Origin of the sequence: Janthinobacterium sp. (genome assembly GCF_031995485.1) — a bacterium.
In the GTDB taxonomy this organism is placed as follows: Bacteria; Pseudomonadota; Gammaproteobacteria; order Burkholderiales; family Burkholderiaceae_D; genus Janthinobacterium.
Genome location: NZ_DAMAGB010000041.1, coordinates 1 through 17,042, shown reverse-complemented (window position 1 = coordinate 17,042; position 17,042 = coordinate 1). Strand labels below are relative to the sequence as shown.

Annotated in this window: 15 protein-coding genes; 12 read left to right on the top strand and 3 right to left on the bottom strand. The window is 63.3% G+C overall.

What is annotated here, in order from left to right; genetic code table 11:
• The first annotated feature begins 48 nt into the window (after positions 1–48).
• The 9 genes from RTQ46_RS20135 (at position 49) to RTQ46_RS20095 (ending at position 10,492) form a co-directional block, all read left to right on the top strand.
• On the top strand, positions 49–1,284 hold the full coding sequence (locus tag RTQ46_RS20135; RefSeq protein ID WP_312439366.1) for an argininosuccinate synthase: 1,236 nt from the start codon (positions 49–51) through the stop codon (positions 1,282–1,284).
• 183 nt (positions 1,285–1,467) lie between these two features.
• Positions 1,468–3,279: a methyl-accepting chemotaxis protein gene (locus tag RTQ46_RS20130; RefSeq protein ID WP_312439365.1), complete on the top strand. Its 1,812-nt coding sequence runs from the start codon at positions 1,468–1,470 to the stop codon at positions 3,277–3,279.
• 15 nt (positions 3,280–3,294) lie between these two features.
• Positions 3,295–3,738, top strand: coding sequence for a chemotaxis protein CheW (locus RTQ46_RS20125; protein WP_312439364.1), 444 nt, complete (start codon positions 3,295–3,297; stop codon positions 3,736–3,738).
• Entirely contained in the window at positions 3,735–4,991 is a 1,257-nt protein-coding gene (locus RTQ46_RS20120) for a CheR family methyltransferase (protein WP_312439363.1), read from the top strand. The genes RTQ46_RS20125 and RTQ46_RS20120 overlap by 4 nt, the downstream gene beginning before the upstream one ends.
• A gap of 15 nt (positions 4,992–5,006) precedes the next feature.
• The gene (locus RTQ46_RS20115) at positions 5,007–5,693 is read left to right on the top strand and encodes a chemotaxis protein CheW (RefSeq protein ID WP_312439362.1); all 687 of its coding nucleotides are present in this window, start codon (positions 5,007–5,009) and stop codon (positions 5,691–5,693) included.
• Complete coding sequence (locus RTQ46_RS20110; protein WP_312439361.1) at positions 5,690–8,053, top strand: hybrid sensor histidine kinase/response regulator; 2,364 nt, start codon at positions 5,690–5,692, stop codon at positions 8,051–8,053. Before RTQ46_RS20115 ends, RTQ46_RS20110 begins: the two co-directional genes overlap by 4 nt.
• A gap of 10 nt (positions 8,054–8,063) precedes the next feature.
• Entirely contained in the window at positions 8,064–9,110 is a 1,047-nt protein-coding gene (cheB, locus tag RTQ46_RS20105) for a chemotaxis-specific protein-glutamate methyltransferase CheB (protein WP_312439360.1), read from the top strand.
• Between the two features lie 10 nt (positions 9,111–9,120).
• Entirely contained in the window at positions 9,121–10,140 is a 1,020-nt protein-coding gene (locus tag RTQ46_RS20100; RefSeq protein ID WP_312439359.1) for a diguanylate cyclase, read from the top strand.
• Between the two features lie 31 nt (positions 10,141–10,171).
• Positions 10,172–10,492: a pyrimidine/purine nucleoside phosphorylase gene (locus RTQ46_RS20095; protein ID WP_312439358.1), complete on the top strand. Its 321-nt coding sequence runs from the start codon at positions 10,172–10,174 to the stop codon at positions 10,490–10,492.
• Here RTQ46_RS20095 and murB read toward each other — a convergent pair whose 3' ends face one another.
• Complete coding sequence (gene murB, locus RTQ46_RS20090; RefSeq protein WP_312439357.1) at positions 10,493–11,521, bottom strand: UDP-N-acetylmuramate dehydrogenase; 1,029 nt, start codon at positions 11,519–11,521, stop codon at positions 10,493–10,495. It abuts the gene before it with no gap.
• A 181-nt stretch (positions 11,522–11,702) separates the two neighbouring features.
• On the opposite strand from murB, the gene RTQ46_RS20085 reads away from it, so the two are divergent.
• Together RTQ46_RS20085 and RTQ46_RS20080 are read left to right on the top strand one after the other, a co-directional pair.
• Entirely contained in the window at positions 11,703–12,188 is a 486-nt protein-coding gene (locus RTQ46_RS20085; RefSeq protein WP_065306321.1) for a YajQ family cyclic di-GMP-binding protein, read from the top strand.
• A 101-nt stretch (positions 12,189–12,289) separates the two neighbouring features.
• A complete protein-coding gene (locus RTQ46_RS20080) occupies positions 12,290–13,549 on the top strand; it encodes a nitronate monooxygenase (RefSeq protein ID WP_312439356.1) in 1,260 nt (419 codons plus the stop codon).
• A 51-nt stretch (positions 13,550–13,600) separates the two neighbouring features.
• On the opposite strand, the gene RTQ46_RS20075 is transcribed toward RTQ46_RS20080, so the two are convergent.
• A complete protein-coding gene (locus RTQ46_RS20075) occupies positions 13,601–14,899 on the bottom strand; it encodes a leucine-rich repeat-containing protein kinase family protein (RefSeq protein WP_312439355.1) in 1,299 nt (432 codons plus the stop codon).
• Positions 14,900–14,923: 24 nt separating this feature from the next.
• Positions 14,924–16,150 (bottom strand): YbfB/YjiJ family MFS transporter, encoded by a 1,227-nt coding sequence (locus RTQ46_RS20070; RefSeq protein WP_312439354.1) that lies wholly within the window; start codon positions 16,148–16,150, stop codon positions 14,924–14,926.
• 109 nt (positions 16,151–16,259) lie between these two features.
• Between RTQ46_RS20070 and RTQ46_RS20065 the strand changes: the two genes are divergently transcribed.
• Positions 16,260–16,886 (top strand): helix-turn-helix domain-containing protein, encoded by a 627-nt coding sequence (locus RTQ46_RS20065; RefSeq protein ID WP_312439353.1) that lies wholly within the window; start codon positions 16,260–16,262, stop codon positions 16,884–16,886.
• Positions 16,887–17,042 lie beyond the last annotated feature (156 nt).

Below are 17,042 nucleotides of genomic sequence, written 5' to 3'. Positions count from 1 at the left end.
CCCGGCAGCATCGCACTACATACATCGACAACGACAACTGGAAGCAATATGAGCGACATCAAAAAAGTAGTCCTGGCCTATTCGGGCGGACTGGACACCTCCGTCATCCTGAAATGGCTGCAAGATAACTATCAGTGCGAGATCGTCACCTTCACGGCCGACCTGGGCCAGGGCGAAGAGCTGGAACCGGCCCGCGCCAAGGCGATCAAGTTCGGCATCAAACCGGAAAACATCCATATCGAAGACGTGCGCGAAGAATTCGTGCGCGATTTCGTCTTCCCGATGTTCCGCGCCAACACCGTGTATGAAGGCGAATACCTGCTGGGCACCTCGATCGCCCGTCCATTGATCGCCAAGCGCCTGATCGAAATCGCCAACGCCACCGGCGCCGACGCCATCTCGCACGGTGCGACCGGCAAGGGCAACGACCAGGTGCGTTTCGAACTGGGTGCCTACGCGCTGAAACCGGGCGTGAAGATCATCGCCCCATGGCGCGAATGGGACCTGCTGTCGCGCGAAAAACTGCTGAAGTACGCGGAAGACGCCGGCATCGAGATCGACATGAAGCACAAGAACGGCGGTGCGCCGTACTCGATGGACGCCAACCTGCTGCACATCAGCTTTGAAGGCCGCCACCTGGAAAACCCGAGTGCCGAAGCCGAAGAAACCATGTGGCGCTGGACCGTCAGCCCGGAAAACGCACCGGACGAAGCGGAATACCTGGACATCGAATACGAACAGGGCGATATCGTCGCCATCAATGGCGTGCGCATGTCGCCGGCCACGGTGCTGGCAGAACTGAACCGCGTTGGCGGCAAGCATGGCGTGGGACGCCTGGACCTGGTGGAAAACCGCTACGTCGGCATGAAGTCGCGCGGCTGCTATGAAACCCCGGGCGGCACCATCATGCTCAAAGCCCACCGCGCCATCGAATCGATCACGCTGGATCGCGAAGTGGCCCACCTGAAAGACGACCTGATGCCGCGCTACGCGTCGATGATCTACAACGGCTACTGGTGGGCGCCGGAGCGCGTCGCGCTGCAGACCCTGATCGACCACACGCAGCAGACCGTCAACGGCTGGGTACGCATCAAGCTGTACAAGGGCAATGTGATCGTCGTGTCGCGCGATTCGAAAACCGATTCGCTGTTCGACATGAACATCGCCACTTTCGACGAAGACGGCGGCGCCTACAACCAGGCCGACGCCGGCGGCTTCATCAAGCTGAACGCACTGCGCATGCGCATCGCCGCCATCGCGCGCGAAAAACGCGGCCAGAAGTAATCGACCCGCTGTGCTTGCCAAAAGCCGCCTCCGGGCGGTTTTTTTGTGTCCTGAACATGGCAGAAAATCAATTCCTGCACAGTTGCGCGCTGCTTCACGTGCCATTCCACCCCATTGTGCGCGCCCGCATGGCAAAATGCTGGAATGCAATGAAGTGCTGAACCCTTACGATCCGGAGCCCCCATGTTCAAAGACCTGAGCATCAAGAATAAACTGTACTTGGGCTTCGGCTCCATCGTGGCGATTATCCTGATCCTGCTGGGCGTGGCCTACAACAGCTTTGCGCGCCTGTCCGAAGCGAACAAGTGGGACCGCCACACGATGGAGGTGCTGAGCGAAATCAGCAAGATCCATAATTCCATCCTGCAGATCCAGGTCGAGGCGCGCGGCTATATCCTGACCGGCAACGAAGCCTCGCTCAATCCGGAAACCGACGAGATGGCCGTGCTGACCCAGCATACGCAAAAAGCGCTGGCCATGACGGTCGACAACAAGCCGCAGGCCGAGCGCTTCCGCAAGATCGACCAGCTGACCACCAGCTGGGTCAAGGACTGGATCAATCCGCAGATCGAAAAACGCCGCGCGCTGGGCAATACGCCAGGCGCCACCGAAACCGTGGCGCGCAATATGGTGGCCAGCGGCTATCCGGCCGTGGTGCAGGCCAACCGCCTGCTCGACGAAGCGGCCGCCGAAGAATCGCGCCTGCTGGCCGAACGCACCGCCACTTCCGCGCAACTGCAGGAAACCATGATGCTGACGCTGGCGCTGGGCGGCCTGCTGTGCGTGGTGCTGGCGCTGGGCATCGCCTACCTGCTGGGCCGCTCCATCCTGGGACCGCTGAACAGCCTGACGGATGCGGTCGGGCGCATCGCCGGCGGCGAACAGGGCGCGCGCGCCGCCATCCTGTCCGGCGACGAGCTGGGCCAGGTCACGGAAGAATTCAACCGCATGGCGCAAACCATCCAGGACAACCAGGCCAACGAACTGGCCGCCACCAATACCCTGCGCGCCAAGGTCGACTCCCTGCTCGAAGTGGTGTCGAAAGCGGCCTCGGGCGACCTGACCGGCAAGGTGACGATCACCGGCAGCGACGCCATCGGCCAGCTCGGCAACGGCCTGGCGAAGATGTTCGAAAACCTGCGCAGCCTGCTCAACAATGTGCAGAAGGCCGGCATCCAGGTGACCACTTCGGCCACCGAAATCGCCGCCTCGGCGCGCCAGCAGGAAGCGACCGGCATCGAGCAGGCACAGACCAGCGTCGAGATCCTCAGCACCACCAAGGAAATCTCGGCCAATACCAGCCAGCTGTTGAAAACCATGGAAGACGCCACCGCCGTGGCCGACTACACGACCAACGCCACCGCCGAAGCGCAGAACAACCTCAAACGCATGGACTCGACCATGCAGCACATGGTCTCGGCCACCGATTCGATCAACGCCAAGCTGGCCGCGCTGTCCGAAAAAGCCAGCAATATCAACAGCGTGCTGATCACCATTACCAAAGTGGCCGACCAGACCAATATTTTGTCGCTGAACGCCGCCATCGAAGCCGAAAAAGCGGGCGAAGCGGGCCGCGGCTTCTCGGTGGTCGCCACCGAGATCCGCCGCCTGGCCGACCAGACCTCGGTGTCGACCTGGGATATCGAGCAGATGCTCAAGGAAATGCAGTCGGCCGTCTCGGCCAGCGTGATGGGCATGGACAAGTTCTCGGAAGAGATCCGCCGCAGCGTGGGCGAAGTGCGGCAAGTGACCGACCAGCTGTCGGGCGTGATGGACCAGGTGCAGAAGCTGGCGCCGCAGTTCGACGCCGTGCTGCAGGGCATGCAGTCGCAGGCGATCGGCGCTTCGCAGATTTCCGACACCATGATGCAGCTCAACGACGCTACCCAGCAGACGGTGGAGTCGCTGAAAGCGACCAGCGAAGCGGTGCACCAGCTGCAGTATGCGGCCGGCGACCTGCAGTCGAGCGTGTCGAACTTCGCCGTCGCCGTGTAAGCCATGAAAGTGCTGGTGTTTCACATCGGACATGACCGCTACGGCCTGCGGCTGGCGGCCATCGTGCGCGTGCTGCCGCTGCTGGAACTCAAGCACCTGCCGCTGGTGCCCGATTCCGTGGCCGGACTGATGGACCTGCATGGCACGTCCGTGCCCGTGATCGACCTGTCGCGCCTGGCCGGCCTGGCGCCGGCCGCCTTGCAGGTCGACACGCGCATCGTGGTGGTCGACTACCACGCGCCCGATGGCGGCAGCCACGTGCTGGGCCTGATGGCTTCGCGCGTGCGCGGCATTGCCGAGATCGACACTGGCCGGCTGGGCGAGTCCGGCGTGGCGACCGCGCCCTTCCTGGGCCAGGTGGCCAGCGACACGGACGGCATGCTGCAGCTGATCGAGCTCGAACAGCTGCTGTCGCCCGAGGTGCGCGCGCTGCTGTTCCCGCACGGGAGCGCGCCATGAGGGTGCAAACCCTGCTGCGCCGCGCCACCGGCCTGACGGTATCGAAGTCGGTGGCCGAGCGCGCCGTGCGCCAGCGCATGGAACGCACCGGACAGACCGATAGCGAGGCCTACCTGGACACCATCACGCCCGATGAAATGACGCAGCTGGTGGAACTGGTGGTGGTGCCCGAATCGTGGCTGTTCCGCGACCCGCAGGCGTTCTACGCCACCGTCGAGCTGGTAAAGGAGCGCTGGTCGCGCGGCCGGACCACGCGCATCGCCTCGATCCCGTGCGCCGGCGGCGAAGAACCGTATTCGATGGCGATGGCGCTGCGCGACGCCAATGTACCGAAGCAGGCGTTCAGCATCGACGCATACGACCTGAGCCCGGCCTGCATCGAACGGGCGCAGGCGGGCGTGTATGGCCGCAACGCGTTTCGCGCGCAGGACGTGGCGTTTCGCGAGCGCTATTTCACGCACGTGGCCGACGACGCCTACCGCATCGACGAGGCACTGCGCGCACAGGTCAGTTTCAGGCAGGGCAACCTGCTGCAGTTCGACACCAGGGCGATGGGCAAGCAGTACGACGTGATCTTCTGCCGCAACCTGCTGATCTATTTCGACAAGCCCACCACGCGCGCCGCCATCGACACCTTGTCGGCGCTGCTGGCCGATGACGGCATGCTGCTGGCCGGTTACGCCGAAGTGCCGTCGTTCTGCCAGCATGGCTTTGCGCCGCTGCAGCACCGCCAGGCGTTTGCGCTGAAAAAAGATGATGGCAAGCCGCCAGTTCCTGCGCCAGCGCCAGCGCCGGTGGCGCCGCTGAAAAAGCCTGCCCTGCGCAGCGTGCCGCCATCGCCCACGCCGGCACCGGCACTGGCACCGGTACGCGCCACGCCGGCTGCGCCGGCGCGCACGCGTCCGGTGTCCGTCCCTGCGGCAACGGCAGCGGTGGATCTGCTGGCCGAAGCGCGCCTGCTGGCCGACCGCGGCATGCTGCGCGAAGCGGGCGAACAATGCCACGCCCACCTGGCGCGCGCGCCCGAGGCGGCCGAAGCGTATTATCTGCTGGGCCTGATCAATGAACTGGCCGGCAAGATGGACCTGGCCGACGACTACTGGCGCCGCTGCATCTACCTGCAGCCCGACCACTATGAGGCGCTGTGCCACCTGGCGCTGCTGGCCGAGCGCAATGGCAACCACACGGCGGCCACCACGCTGAAAGCGCGCGCCGCGCGCATCTACCAGCGCCGCCAGGCCACAGGCCAATAACATGCGGAATACACCATGACCAGTCCTCCCGTGAGCGCACTGCAAGCCGCCATCAGCGACTGCTGGAACCATATCGGCGTGGTCGGCGACCAAAGCTGCGACAGGCTGCCGGCCAATGTCCACTGCCGCAATTGCGACGTGTATGCGGACGCGGCCCAGCGCAATCTGGAGCGGCCGGTCGATGACGGCTACCGCCGCGAGTGGGCCAGCCATTTCCGCACCGTACAGGCCGATGGCGAGGCGAAGGACAGCTCGGTGCTGGTGTTTCGCATCGGCCGCGAATGGCTGGCATTGCCCACGCAGGTGTTCGACTCGGTCGCGCCGCAAGCCAAGGCCCATGTGCTGCCGCACCGCAGCGGACGCGGCCTGCTCGGTATCGTCAATATCGGCGGCAAACTGTATCCATGCATGTCGCTGGCCAGCCTGCTGGGCATCGACGAACAGGGCGCGCCGCCCGCCAAGGGCCGCCACACGTTTGCGCGCCTGCTGCTGATGCGCTGGGAAGAGCAGTCGTTTGCCCTGCCGGTGGCCGATCTGCACGGCATCGTGCGCCATGCGTCGAACGCGCTGCAGACGCCGGCCGCCACCCTCAACAAGGGCCTGTCGCGCTATCTGTCGGGCGTGATCACCGAAGGCGACATGCGCATCGGCTGCCTGGACACGGCACTGATCGGCTTTCAACTTGCGAGACTGTTACGATGAGCCAGGATCAATACGGCGACCTGAGCGGCTTTTCCATGCTCGACCTGTTCCGCATGGAAGCGGACAGCCAGACCCAGATCCTCACCGATGGCCTGCTGACCATGGAACGCCACGCCGGCGACGCCGCCGCCGTGGAACCGATGATGCGCGCGGCCCACTCGATCAAGGGCGCGGCCGCCATCGTCGGCCTGCAGGTGGTGGTGCAGCTGGCGCACGGCATGGAAGACGCCTTTGTCGCGGCCCAGCATGGCCGCCTGAAACTGACGCCGGAACGGGTCGACGTGCTGCTGTCGGGGGTGGACCTGATCGTGCAGCTGTCGCGCCTGGACGACGCCGGCGCCGAAGCCTGGCTGGCGACCAACGCCGCGCAGATCGACCAGACCCTGAAAGCGATTGCCGGCATCGCCGAGCTGCCCGAGCTGCCGGCCCTGCCGCCGCTGCCTTCATCCTCGTCGCTGGCGCCTGCACAGGCGGGCGGCAGCGCCTCGCTGCTGCCGGCCGATATCCAGGCCGCGCTGGCGGGTGAATTGGCCAATGAGCTGGCCGACCTGGCCAACGCCGGCATGGCGGACGATCCGGCGCCGCTGCAGGAAGCACCGGCCGCCGCCGCCCGCAGCGGCGCCGCGCCTGCCAAGGCGGTGGCGCAAAACTTCGACCGGCTGCTGTCGCTGGCCAGCGAATCGCGCATCAATGCGCACCAGATGCATCCGTTTGTCGGCGCGCTGCAGCGCTTCAAGCGCAACCAGAGCAGCCTGTTTTCCGCCATCGAGCAGTTGCACGAGGCGATCGGCCGCTCTGGCGACGCGGGCCTGATGGAAAAATCCCTGCTGGCGCTGCAAAAGACGCAGCCGCTCAAGCAGTTCGTGCTCGAGCATATCGCCGACATTGAAAACTACGAGCGGCGTTTGCTGGCCGTCTCGCAGGGCATGGTCGACGAAGTGCTGGCGCTGCGCATGCGCCCTTTCCGCGACGGCATCCACGCGTTTCCGCGCATGGTGCGCGACCTGGCGCGCAGCCTGGGCAAGGAGGTGCAGCTGGAAATCGAGGGGGAGGACACGCTGGTCGACCGCGATATCCTGGCCAAGATCGAAAGCCCGCTCAATCACATGCTCAGGAACGCGATCGACCATGGCATGGAAGGGCCGTACGAACGGATCGATGCGGGCAAGCCGGCGCTGGGCACCATCCGCATGGAGGCGCGCCACCGCGCCGGCATGCTGAGCATCGAGATCAGCGACGACGGGCGCGGCGTCGACCTGGAAAAAATCCGCCAGTCGGTCATCACCCGCAAGATGGCCAGTGCGGCCATGGCGGCGGCGCTGTCGACCGGCGAGCTGCTGGAATTTTTGTTCCTGCCCGCCTTCAGCCTGAAGGAAAAGGCGAATGAACTGTCCGGGCGCGGCGTGGGTCTCGACATCGTGCATGAAACCATCCGCCAGCAGAACGGCACCGTGCGCCTCGAATCGGAAACAGGACGCGGCTTTCGCGCGCTGATCACGCTGCCGCTGACGCAGTCGATCGTGCGCGCGCTGGTGATCGAGATCCAGGGCGAAGCGTACGCCATCCCCATCGTCAAGGTGGAAAGCGTGGTGCGCGTGCCGCAGGCGGCCATCCACACGCTGGAAAACAAGCAGTTTTTCGAACTCAAGGGCGAGCACCTGGGTCTCGTGTCGGCGGCGCAGGTGCTGGAACTGGGCGAAGCCGACACCAGCGGCGACGACCTGCCGGTGGTGGTGATCGGGCGCGGCAAGCAAAGCTATGCGCTGGTGGTGGGCGCGATCCGCGGCGAGCAGAGCCTGGCGGTGCAGGCGATCGATCCGATCTTCGGCAAGATGCGCGACATCTCCGCCGCCGCCCTGCTCGACGACGGCGAGCCGGTGCTGATCCTCGACGTGCCCGATCTGCTGCTATCGATCGACAAGCTGCTGCACGAAGGCGGCCTGCACCAGCTGGCGCAGGGTCCGCACGCGCAGCAGCGCAAGGCCAAACGCATCCTGGTGGTGGACGACTCGCTGACGGTGCGCGAAATGGAGCGCAAGCTGCTGCTGGGGCGCGGCTTCGAAGTGGACGTGGCGATCGACGGCATCGACGGCTGGAACGTGGTGCGCAGCGGCGAATACGACCTGGTGATCACCGACGTCGACATGCCGCGCATGGACGGCATTGAACTGGTGTCATTGATCAAGAAGGATCTGCACCTGCACAAGCTGCCGGTGATGATCGTGTCGTACAAGGACCGCCCGGAGGACCGCGCGCGCGGCCTGTCCGCTGGCGCCGATTATTATCTGACCAAGGGCAGCTTCCACGACGAGACGTTGCTCGACGCGGTGGCCGACCTGATAGGAGATGCGCGCTTATGAGGACGCGTGAATGAAGATAGCCATTGTCAACGATGTGGCGATGGCGGCCGAGGCGCTGCGGCGCGTGGTCGCCAGCACGCAGGAGCACCAGGTGCTGTGGATCGCCCGCACGGGACTGGAAGCGGTGCGCATGTGCCTGGACCAGCGCCCCGACCTGATCCTGATGGACCTGAACATGCCCGAAATGGATGGCGTGGAAGCGACGCGCCAGATCATGGAGCAAAGCCCGTGCGCGATCCTGGTGGTGACGGGGCGGCCGCAGGACAATGTCAACCAGGTGTTCAGGGCGCTGGGCGCCGGCGCGCTCGACGTGACCGCCACGCCGGTGCTGCAAGGGCAGGCTGGCGGCGACAGCGAACTGCTGGCCAAGATCAAGACCATCGGCAAGCTGATACGCCACAGTACCGAAGCTGCGCCGCCGCGCGTGGCCAATGGCGGCGAACGCAGCGAGGGCCAGGTGCAGACGCTGGTGGCGATCGGCGCCTCGACCGGCGGGCCGTCGGCGGTGGCCAAGGTGCTGTCGGGATGGACGCCGCCGCCGGGCTGCGCCATCGTGGTGGTGCAGCATATCGACGAGACGTTTGCCTCGCATTTCGCCAAATGGCTGGACGACCAGCTGGCCATGCCGGTGCGCGTGATCGGCGAAGGCGACGAACTGGTGGCCGGCAGTGTGCAGATTGCGAAGACAAATGATCACCTGCTGCTGGATCAAAATTATCGTTTGCGTTACGATGCAGCTCCGCGCGACTATGTCTACCGGCCTTCGGTCGATGTGTTTTTTCATTGCGTGGCGCAGCACTGGCGTGGCGATGCGGTCGGCATTTTGCTGACCGGCATGGGCCGCGATGGCGGCGATGGTTTGCTGGCGATGCGCCGTGCCGGCAAGACGACCATCGCGCAAGACCAGGCCAGCAGCGCCGTCTACGGCATGCCGCGTGCGGCGGCCGAACTCGATGCAGCGCAGCAGATCCTGCCGCTCGACAAGATAGGTGCCAGCTTGCGCAACCGCATTGGTGCAAAACTCAACAATGGGTGGGAACCCTCCCCCAACCTCTGAAAAGACCGCAATGCCCGATTTTGCTACCCGCTTCTCCCCTCCTGAAACTGCCCTGACCGAATTCAAGGTCAGCGTCCTGCTGGTGGATGACCAGTTGATCATCGCGGAAGCGATCCGGCGCATGATGAGCGACCAGCAGGATATCGAGTTCCATTACGTGACCGACGCCAACCTGGCGCTGGAAACGGCGCAGCGCATGCAGCCCACCGTCATCCTGCAGGACCTGGTGCTGCCCGGCACCGACGGCTTTGCGCTGATCAAGCAGTACCGGGAACAGGAGGCGCTGGCGCATGTGCCGGTGATTGTGCTGTCGGCGCGCGACGATCCGAAACTGAAGGCCTACAGCTTTGCCGTGGGCGCCAACGACTATGTGGTCAAGCTGCCGGACCGGCTGGAATTGCTGGCGCGCATACGCTACCACTCGAGCGCCCATATCAGCCGCCTGCAGCGCGACCAGGCGTTCCGCTTTTTGCGCGAAAGCCAGAAAAACCTGGCCGAAGCCAATATCGAACTGCAGAAGCTGGCCGCGCTCGACGGCCTGACGGGCATTGCCAACCGCCGCCGCTTCGACGAAACCATGATGGCCGAATGGCAGCGGGGCCAGCGTGACAAGGAGCCACTGAGCCTGCTGTTCTGCGACATCGACCTGTTCAAATCCTACAATGACCATTTTGGCCACCTGGCCGGCGACCTGTGCCTGAAGAAAGTGGCGGCCGTGCTGACCGAACACCTGAAGCGCCCGGCCGACCTGGCCGCCCGCTATGGCGGCGAGGAGTTCGCGCTGATCCTGCCCGAGACCGACAGCGCCGGCGCCATGCTGATCGCCGAAGCGTGCCGGCGCCACCTGGAAAGCCTGCAGATGGAGCATCCCGGCGGCGCGCAGGGCATCGTCACCGCATCGATCGGCGTGGCCACTGTAGTGCCGTCGCCACAGTCGACCGTGGAGCAACTGATCAACCGTGCCGACCAGGCCCTGTATACCGTCAAGCGCAGCGGACGCAACAAGGTGCTGAAGGCCGACGACAACTGATTTTCAACCACCAGAAAGACAAGCAATGAGCATGAGCAACAGCACACAACTGGACAATGTCAGCGTCGTCAAGAAATCGAACATCTATTTTGATGGCAAGTGCATTTCACACAATGTCATCTTCCCTGATGGCACGAAAAAAAGCGTGGGCGTGATTTTCGCTTCTTCACTGCGTTTCAATACGGGCGCACCGGAAATCATGGAAATCGTCAGCGGCCTGTGCAAGGTGCGCCTGGCCGACGCCACCGAATGGACCAGCTATGGCGCGGGCCAGCAATTCAGCATCGCCGGCAACAGCCATTTTGATATTGAAACAGTGGAAACAGTAGACTACGTCTGCCACTTCGGTTAATCAGACGAACACCGGCTCCGGCGACAGCGCTACCCCAAATTTCGCCTGCACATCCTTCTGGATCGCCTCGGCCAACCCGGTAATGTCCGCGCCACGAGCGCCGCCATTATTGACCAGAACCAGCGCCTGCTTGGCATACACCCCCGCAGGCCCCAGGTTTTTTCCCTTCCAGCCACACTGATCGATCAGCCAGCCTGCCGCCAGCTTTTCGGTGCCGTCCGCCTGTGCATGGTGCACCAGCGCGGGAAAGCGTTCCAATAACGCCGCGCACTGCTTGCCCGACACCACGGGATTCTTGAAGAAACTGCCGGCATTGCCGATCACGGCCGGATCCGGCAGCTTGCGCCGGCGTATCGCGATCACCGTATCGGCCACCTGCTGTGCAGTTGGGCTCGTCAATTGTTGTTCGGCCACCGCCTGCGCCAGTTCCGCATAGCGCAGGTTCGGCTGCCACTGCGCCGGCAAGGCAAAGGTTACTTCCAGCACGATCAGTTCCGCGCCGTCGGCCTGCTTGAAGATGCTGTCGCGGTAGCCGAAGCGGCAAGCCTCGCGGTCCATGTCGAACACGATGCCGCTGCCGGCATGCATCACGCTGACGCTGTGCAGAACGTCCTTGATTTCCACGCCATAGGCACCGATATTCTGGATAGGCGCCGCGCCCACCGTGCCGGGGATCAGCGACAGATTCTCCAGCCCGCCCACGCCCTGCGCCAGGGTCCACTGCACGAACGCATGCCAGTTTTCGCCGGCCGCGGCCGTCACCAGGATGGTGTCGAACGACGCCTGCGCCAGGCGCATGCCGCGCGTGGCCATGTGCAGCACGGCGCCGGCATAATCGCCGGTCAGCACGATATTGCTGCCGCCGCCCAGCACCAGGCGCGGCATGCCGGCCAGCAATGGCTGCTGCAGCGCGGCCTGCAGTTGGGCAGTAGAGGTGATGCGGACATAGGCGGCCGCACTGGCCGTGATGCCAAAGGTATTGAGGCTTTGCAGCGGGAAGTTGGGTTCGATGATGAGCTCTGGAGACATGGGATACCGTTTATTTTGCTCGATTATAGAGTGAAAGCGACAAAAAACCAGCGCAAGACAAGGGCAGGTCGGCCGTTGTCCGTTAAAATGTCGCATCTTTAACAGGGCTGCGCCACTTTACAAAAGTGTGTGCGTCCGGCGCGCCAGGCGCGCATTCGCTCCAACACGAAAGGAATTGACCATGCCGTCATTTGATGTAGTCTCCGAAGCCGATATGATCGAAGTGAAAAACGCCGTCGAACAGGCCAACAAGGAAATTTCGACGCGTTTCGACTTCAAGGGCAGCGACGCGCGCGTCGAACACAAGGAAAACGAACTGACCGCATTTGCGGATTCCGATTTCCAGCTCAGCCAGGTACGTGACGTGCTGACCAACAAGCTGACCAAACGCAAGGTCGATGTGCGCTTCCTCGACGAAGGCGACATCAAGAAGATCGGCGGCGACAAGGTCAAGCAGATCATCAAGATCAAGAACGGCATCGAAACGGATGACGCCAAGAAAATCGTGCGCGTCATCAAGGACAGCAAGATGAAAGTACAAGCGAGCATCCAGGGCGAGGCCGTGCGCGTCACCGGCGCCAAGCGCGACGACCTGCAGGCCGCGATGGCCATGTTGCGCAAGGATGTGCCGGACATGCCGCTGGAATTTAACAATTTCCGCGACTGATCCTGGTCTGGTAACAGTGGGGTGGCGCACCAAGACCCTTGCCCGCTTGCGGTAAAATTGGGCTTGCGCACAGTAATAACGACGGTAGTCTAAGGATAGCAATGAAACGTGTTGATGATTTCCGCCTGCGATTTGGCAAAAAAGAGTATGTGCCCATCATGATCGGCGGAATGGGCGTGGATATTTCCACGTCGGAGCTGGCGCTCGAAGCAGCCCGGCTGGGCGGTATCGGCCATATCTCCGATGCCATGGTGGAAGACGTGTCGGATCGCCGTTTCGACACCACTTTCGTCAAGGACAAGACGAAACTGTACAAATTCAACATCAACAACAGCGACAAGGCGGTGGTGCAGTTCGACCTGGGCCGCCTGGCTGATGCACAGCGCCGCCACATCGGCGCCACCATGGAAGCGAAAAAAGGCGATGGCCTGATTTTCGTCAACTGCATGGAAAAGCTGACCATGAACGGTCCGCGCGAAACCCTGCGCGTGCGCCTGAATGCGGCGCTGGACGCCGGCATCGACGGCATCACCCTGTCGGCCGGCCTGCACTTCGGCTCGTTTGCGCTGATGGCCGACCATCCGCGCTTCCGCGATGCCAAGCTGGGCATCATTGTCTCGTCCGTGCGCGCGCTGCAGATTTTCCTGCGCAAGAACGCCAAGCTGAACCGCCTGCCCGACTTCGTCATCGTCGAAGGCCCGCTGGCCGGCGGCCACCTCGGCTTCGGCATGGACTGGGCCAATTACGACCTGCACACGATTACGGCCGAACTGCTGGCCTACCTGAAAGCGGAACAGCTCGACATTCCACTGATCGCCGCCGGCGGCATCTTCACCGGCAGCGATGCCGTGTCGTTCCTGGAAGCGGGCGCGGCCGGCGTACAGGTGGCCACGCGCTTTACCGTCACCCATGAGTGCGGCCTGCCGGACAAGGTCAAGCAGGAATACTACAAGGCATCGGAAGAAGACATCATCGTCAACGGCGTCTCGCCGACCGGCTACCCGATGCGCATGCTGAAAAACACGCCAGCGATTGGCGCCGGCATCCGCCCGGGCTGTGAATCGTACGGTTATCTGCTCGACGCCACCGGCAACTGCGCCTACATCAATTCGTACAACCGCGAAGTGGCGGCCCATCCGGAACTGAAAGTCGTGTCCGTAATGGACAAAACCTGCCTGTGCACCCACATGCGCAACTTCAACTGCTGGACCTGCGGCCATTACACGTATCGCCTGAAAGACACCACGCACAAGCTCGACAATGGTCAATACCAGATCCTGTCGGCCGAGCACGTCTTCAAGGACTACCAGTTCAGCGTCGACAACCAGATCGCTTTGCCGGAAAAAGAAATCCTGGCCTGACCAGGCTCGGCTTCAATATAGTGGCGCAGCCTGCGAGGGCTGCGCCATTTTTTATGCCGGCAGCAACGCCGACAGGGTTTGTTCGATCTGCTCGAAACGGGGCCGCTGCAAAGGCTGCGCCGCCAGACAGGCGTCACGCAGCGCTTGTACTGCCGGCAAGGGCGTGGCGCAGTGTTCCAGCAGCTCTTCCAGCAGCAGCCCGAATGCGCGCGCCTCGATGCCCTGCAATACCGGTGCGATGGCCGTGTCAGGAGCAAACAGCGACGCGGCGCCGAAGTCACCGAGCAGGCAGGCACCGTCCGGGCGGTGCAGGATATTGTGCGCGTACAGGTCGCCATGCACGATGCCGTGCGCATGCAGCTGCCGCGCAGCCGAGGCGATGCCATGCGCGATCGCCAGCAATTGCCGCGCCTCAAAGCGACTCTCGGCACCATACACGTCGCGCGTACACGACGCCAGGCTGGGCGGGCCAGCCAGGTTGACGAAGGCCGGATCGATCAGCGGCATCACCAGCCCCGGCGATCCTTGCGGGTGAGCGCTCACAGTGCCGAGGATGGGAATCATGCTGGGATGGGGACCTGCGCTGACGCAGGCGGCCATTTCGCTGCGCGGCAAGCCGTCGCTGGTCATCGCGCCCTTGAATACCTTGACCGCCACCGGCTGCCCATCCAGCACGGCTTGCGAAATGACGCCAGAGGCGCCCTCGCCCAGCTTTCGCCCGATCTGCAGGCGGCCCCAGTCGATATGCGCCATGCCGGCGATATCCAGCGCGGCCGTTTCGCGCAATTCATTGAAAGGGTTGCCAGCACAGGCCAGCCAACTCAGGCGTGGCAATTCCTGCAGCCATGCTGGCAGCGCAGGCAGGCGGTTGGCGGAAATGCGCAACAGTTCAAGATTTGTGCAACGGGCCAGCGAGTCCGGCAAGGCCGTGAGCCGATTGCCAGCCAACATCAGCTTTTGCAGCTGCGTGCAGTTGCCGAATTCTTCCGGCAGCGCGTCGATGGCGTTATCGGTCAGCGTCAGCCAGCGCAGTTTGGGCGGCAAGGCTTGCGCCGGCACGCTGCGGATCCGGTTGGCCTTGAAACCGATCATGCTCAGTTCCGGGCAGGAACCGAGCACCGCCGGCAACGAGGTGAACAGGTTATCGGAGCAAAACACGATGCGCAGCTTGTGCAGGCGCGCCAGATCGTCGGGCAACGATGACAGGGCATTGCCCGACAAGTCGAGGATTTCCAACGTATCGGCCAGATCGTAGATCTCGGGCGGAAAGACCGTCAGGCCGCAGGACAGGCTCAAACGCTGCACGCCAGCCAACTGGCCGGCGCGCAACTGTTCCAATGTGGTGGACAAGGCGAGCTTTCAAATCGATAAAGATCAAAGTGTAGCAGGCGCCGCTTTGCCACCGAATACCTTTTTGACGCCGTCTCCCAGCAGGGCCAGCAGCAATGCGCCTGCGCCGATCAGCAGCAGCAGATGATAGTCGCCACCGCTCCTGGCAAACAGCCAGGAATAGCCATAGCCGGCCAGCGCCTGGAACAGCGCGAAGACGGTCGTCGCGCGGCTCCACGCGGCATTTTGCGCCGCCGCATCGTTGTGCAGCATCTGGTGCAGGCGTCCCAGGGTAATCGGCACTATCCCCGGAGGAAAAGTTCCCACCACAAACACCGCCAGCATCAGCACGATATGCTGCTGCGACAAAATCATCACACCCATGGCAGCGGCCTGCAGCCACAGGGCCAGATGGCTGGTCAACGCCGGGCCGATGCGGTCGGCCAGCGCACCGTACACCATTGGGCCGGCGATCGCACCGAGGCCATAGATGATCCAGAACACGGCCGCCGTATGCGTGCCCCAGCCCAGGCCGCGCGCCACATAATCGACCAGGAACACCATCATCGGCACCAGGGCCACCGCCATCAGCGCATATTGCATGAACAGGATTTTCAGGCCCAGTGCCGTGTCCGGCGCCAGATGCGTGGTGCCTGCCGTTCTGGCTGGCGTCCCGGTGGGCGGTGTGACCGGCCAATATTTCCAGCTGAGCAAGGCCAGCGCAAGCGACAGCACGCCCAGCCCCAGCCAGGTTGCTTGCAAGCCCAGCTGCATCAGCAGCGGCACCAGCGTACCCGACGCCGCCACGCCCAGGCCGACACCGAGGAAAATTGCGCCGCCGGCCAGGCCGCGGCGATTCAGCGGCACATGCGGCAGCACAGTCGACGCCACCAGCACCATGATGCTGCCGCCAGCCAGGCCGGACAGGAAACGCCAGACAAAAAACCAGCTGACCGACAGCGGAAAGGCGCACGCAAAAAACGCCAGCGACGCAAGCAGCATCATGCCGCGCAAGATGGTGCGCGCGCTGATGCGCCTGGCCAGCGGCCGGCCCAGCAAGGCGCCAGCCAGATAGCCCATCAGGTTGGCAGCGCCCAGGTAGATCACGTCGGAGACGGAAAACCAGTGCGCGCCGATCAACGACGGTATCAATGGCGTGTAGGCAAAGCGGGCCAGGCCGATGCCGACCAGGCTGGCGCACAGGCCGGCAACAATGGCGCGGATGCTGGCCCGGGTGTTGCTCTCTTCAGCGGAAAGCGTTGCGGTATTCATTTTCTTCCTTTGGTCAGTGACATGCGGTGCGCTCCTGCATCGGATGGTAGCGGATAAATCAGCAGCGCCATGTTTGACAGCATAGTCAAACTTGACAGCAGTGTCAAGAATGTCGATAATTCCTCGCATGGCTGGTAAAAAACAATTCAATGAAGATGAGACCCTGGACCGTGCGATCACGGTGTTCTGGGAACGCGGCTATGCCGCTACTTCGATGCAGGATCTGGCGCAGGCGACCGGCGTACTGCGCGGCTCGCTCTATCACGCCTATGGCGACAAGCAGGCCGTATTCCTGCGCGTGTTCGAGCGCTATCGCCGTAATTTCCTCGATGCCGCGCGCGCACAGTTGGCCAACCGCGATCCTGCTGTCGCCCTGCATGATTTTTTTGCATACACGATCAAGACGATGACGGAAGCCGTGCCGCCGACTGTGGCGTCGCCAGGACCATCGACACGTGGCTGCCTGACGACAAAAATCGCCACCGATGAAACCGCCATGGACGAACCGGTACGCGCTGCCTTGCGCAGCATGCTCGATGAACTGGAAGACATTCTGCTGGCACGCCTGGCGATGGACGATGCCACCGCACGCCTGCGCTTGCCTTCAGCCGACGCCGCCCGCCTGGCCGCCACGCTGACGCGCGGTATCGTTGTGATGGAGCGGATTTACCATGCGCCTGCCGCGCTGCTGGCGACGGCCGACTCGCTGGTTGCGGTGTTGTTCACCGCAAAGTAATTTGCTGGTGTCAACCATGTTGTCGGATTACGCGCTGCGCGCTCATCCGACCTGCGCAGCGGTTGACGCTGGTGGTAATGGCAGATGACGCGGCCGCACACGACCGTAGGTCGGATTAGGCCGCAGGCCGTAATCCGACACCACCCGCAGCTTCAA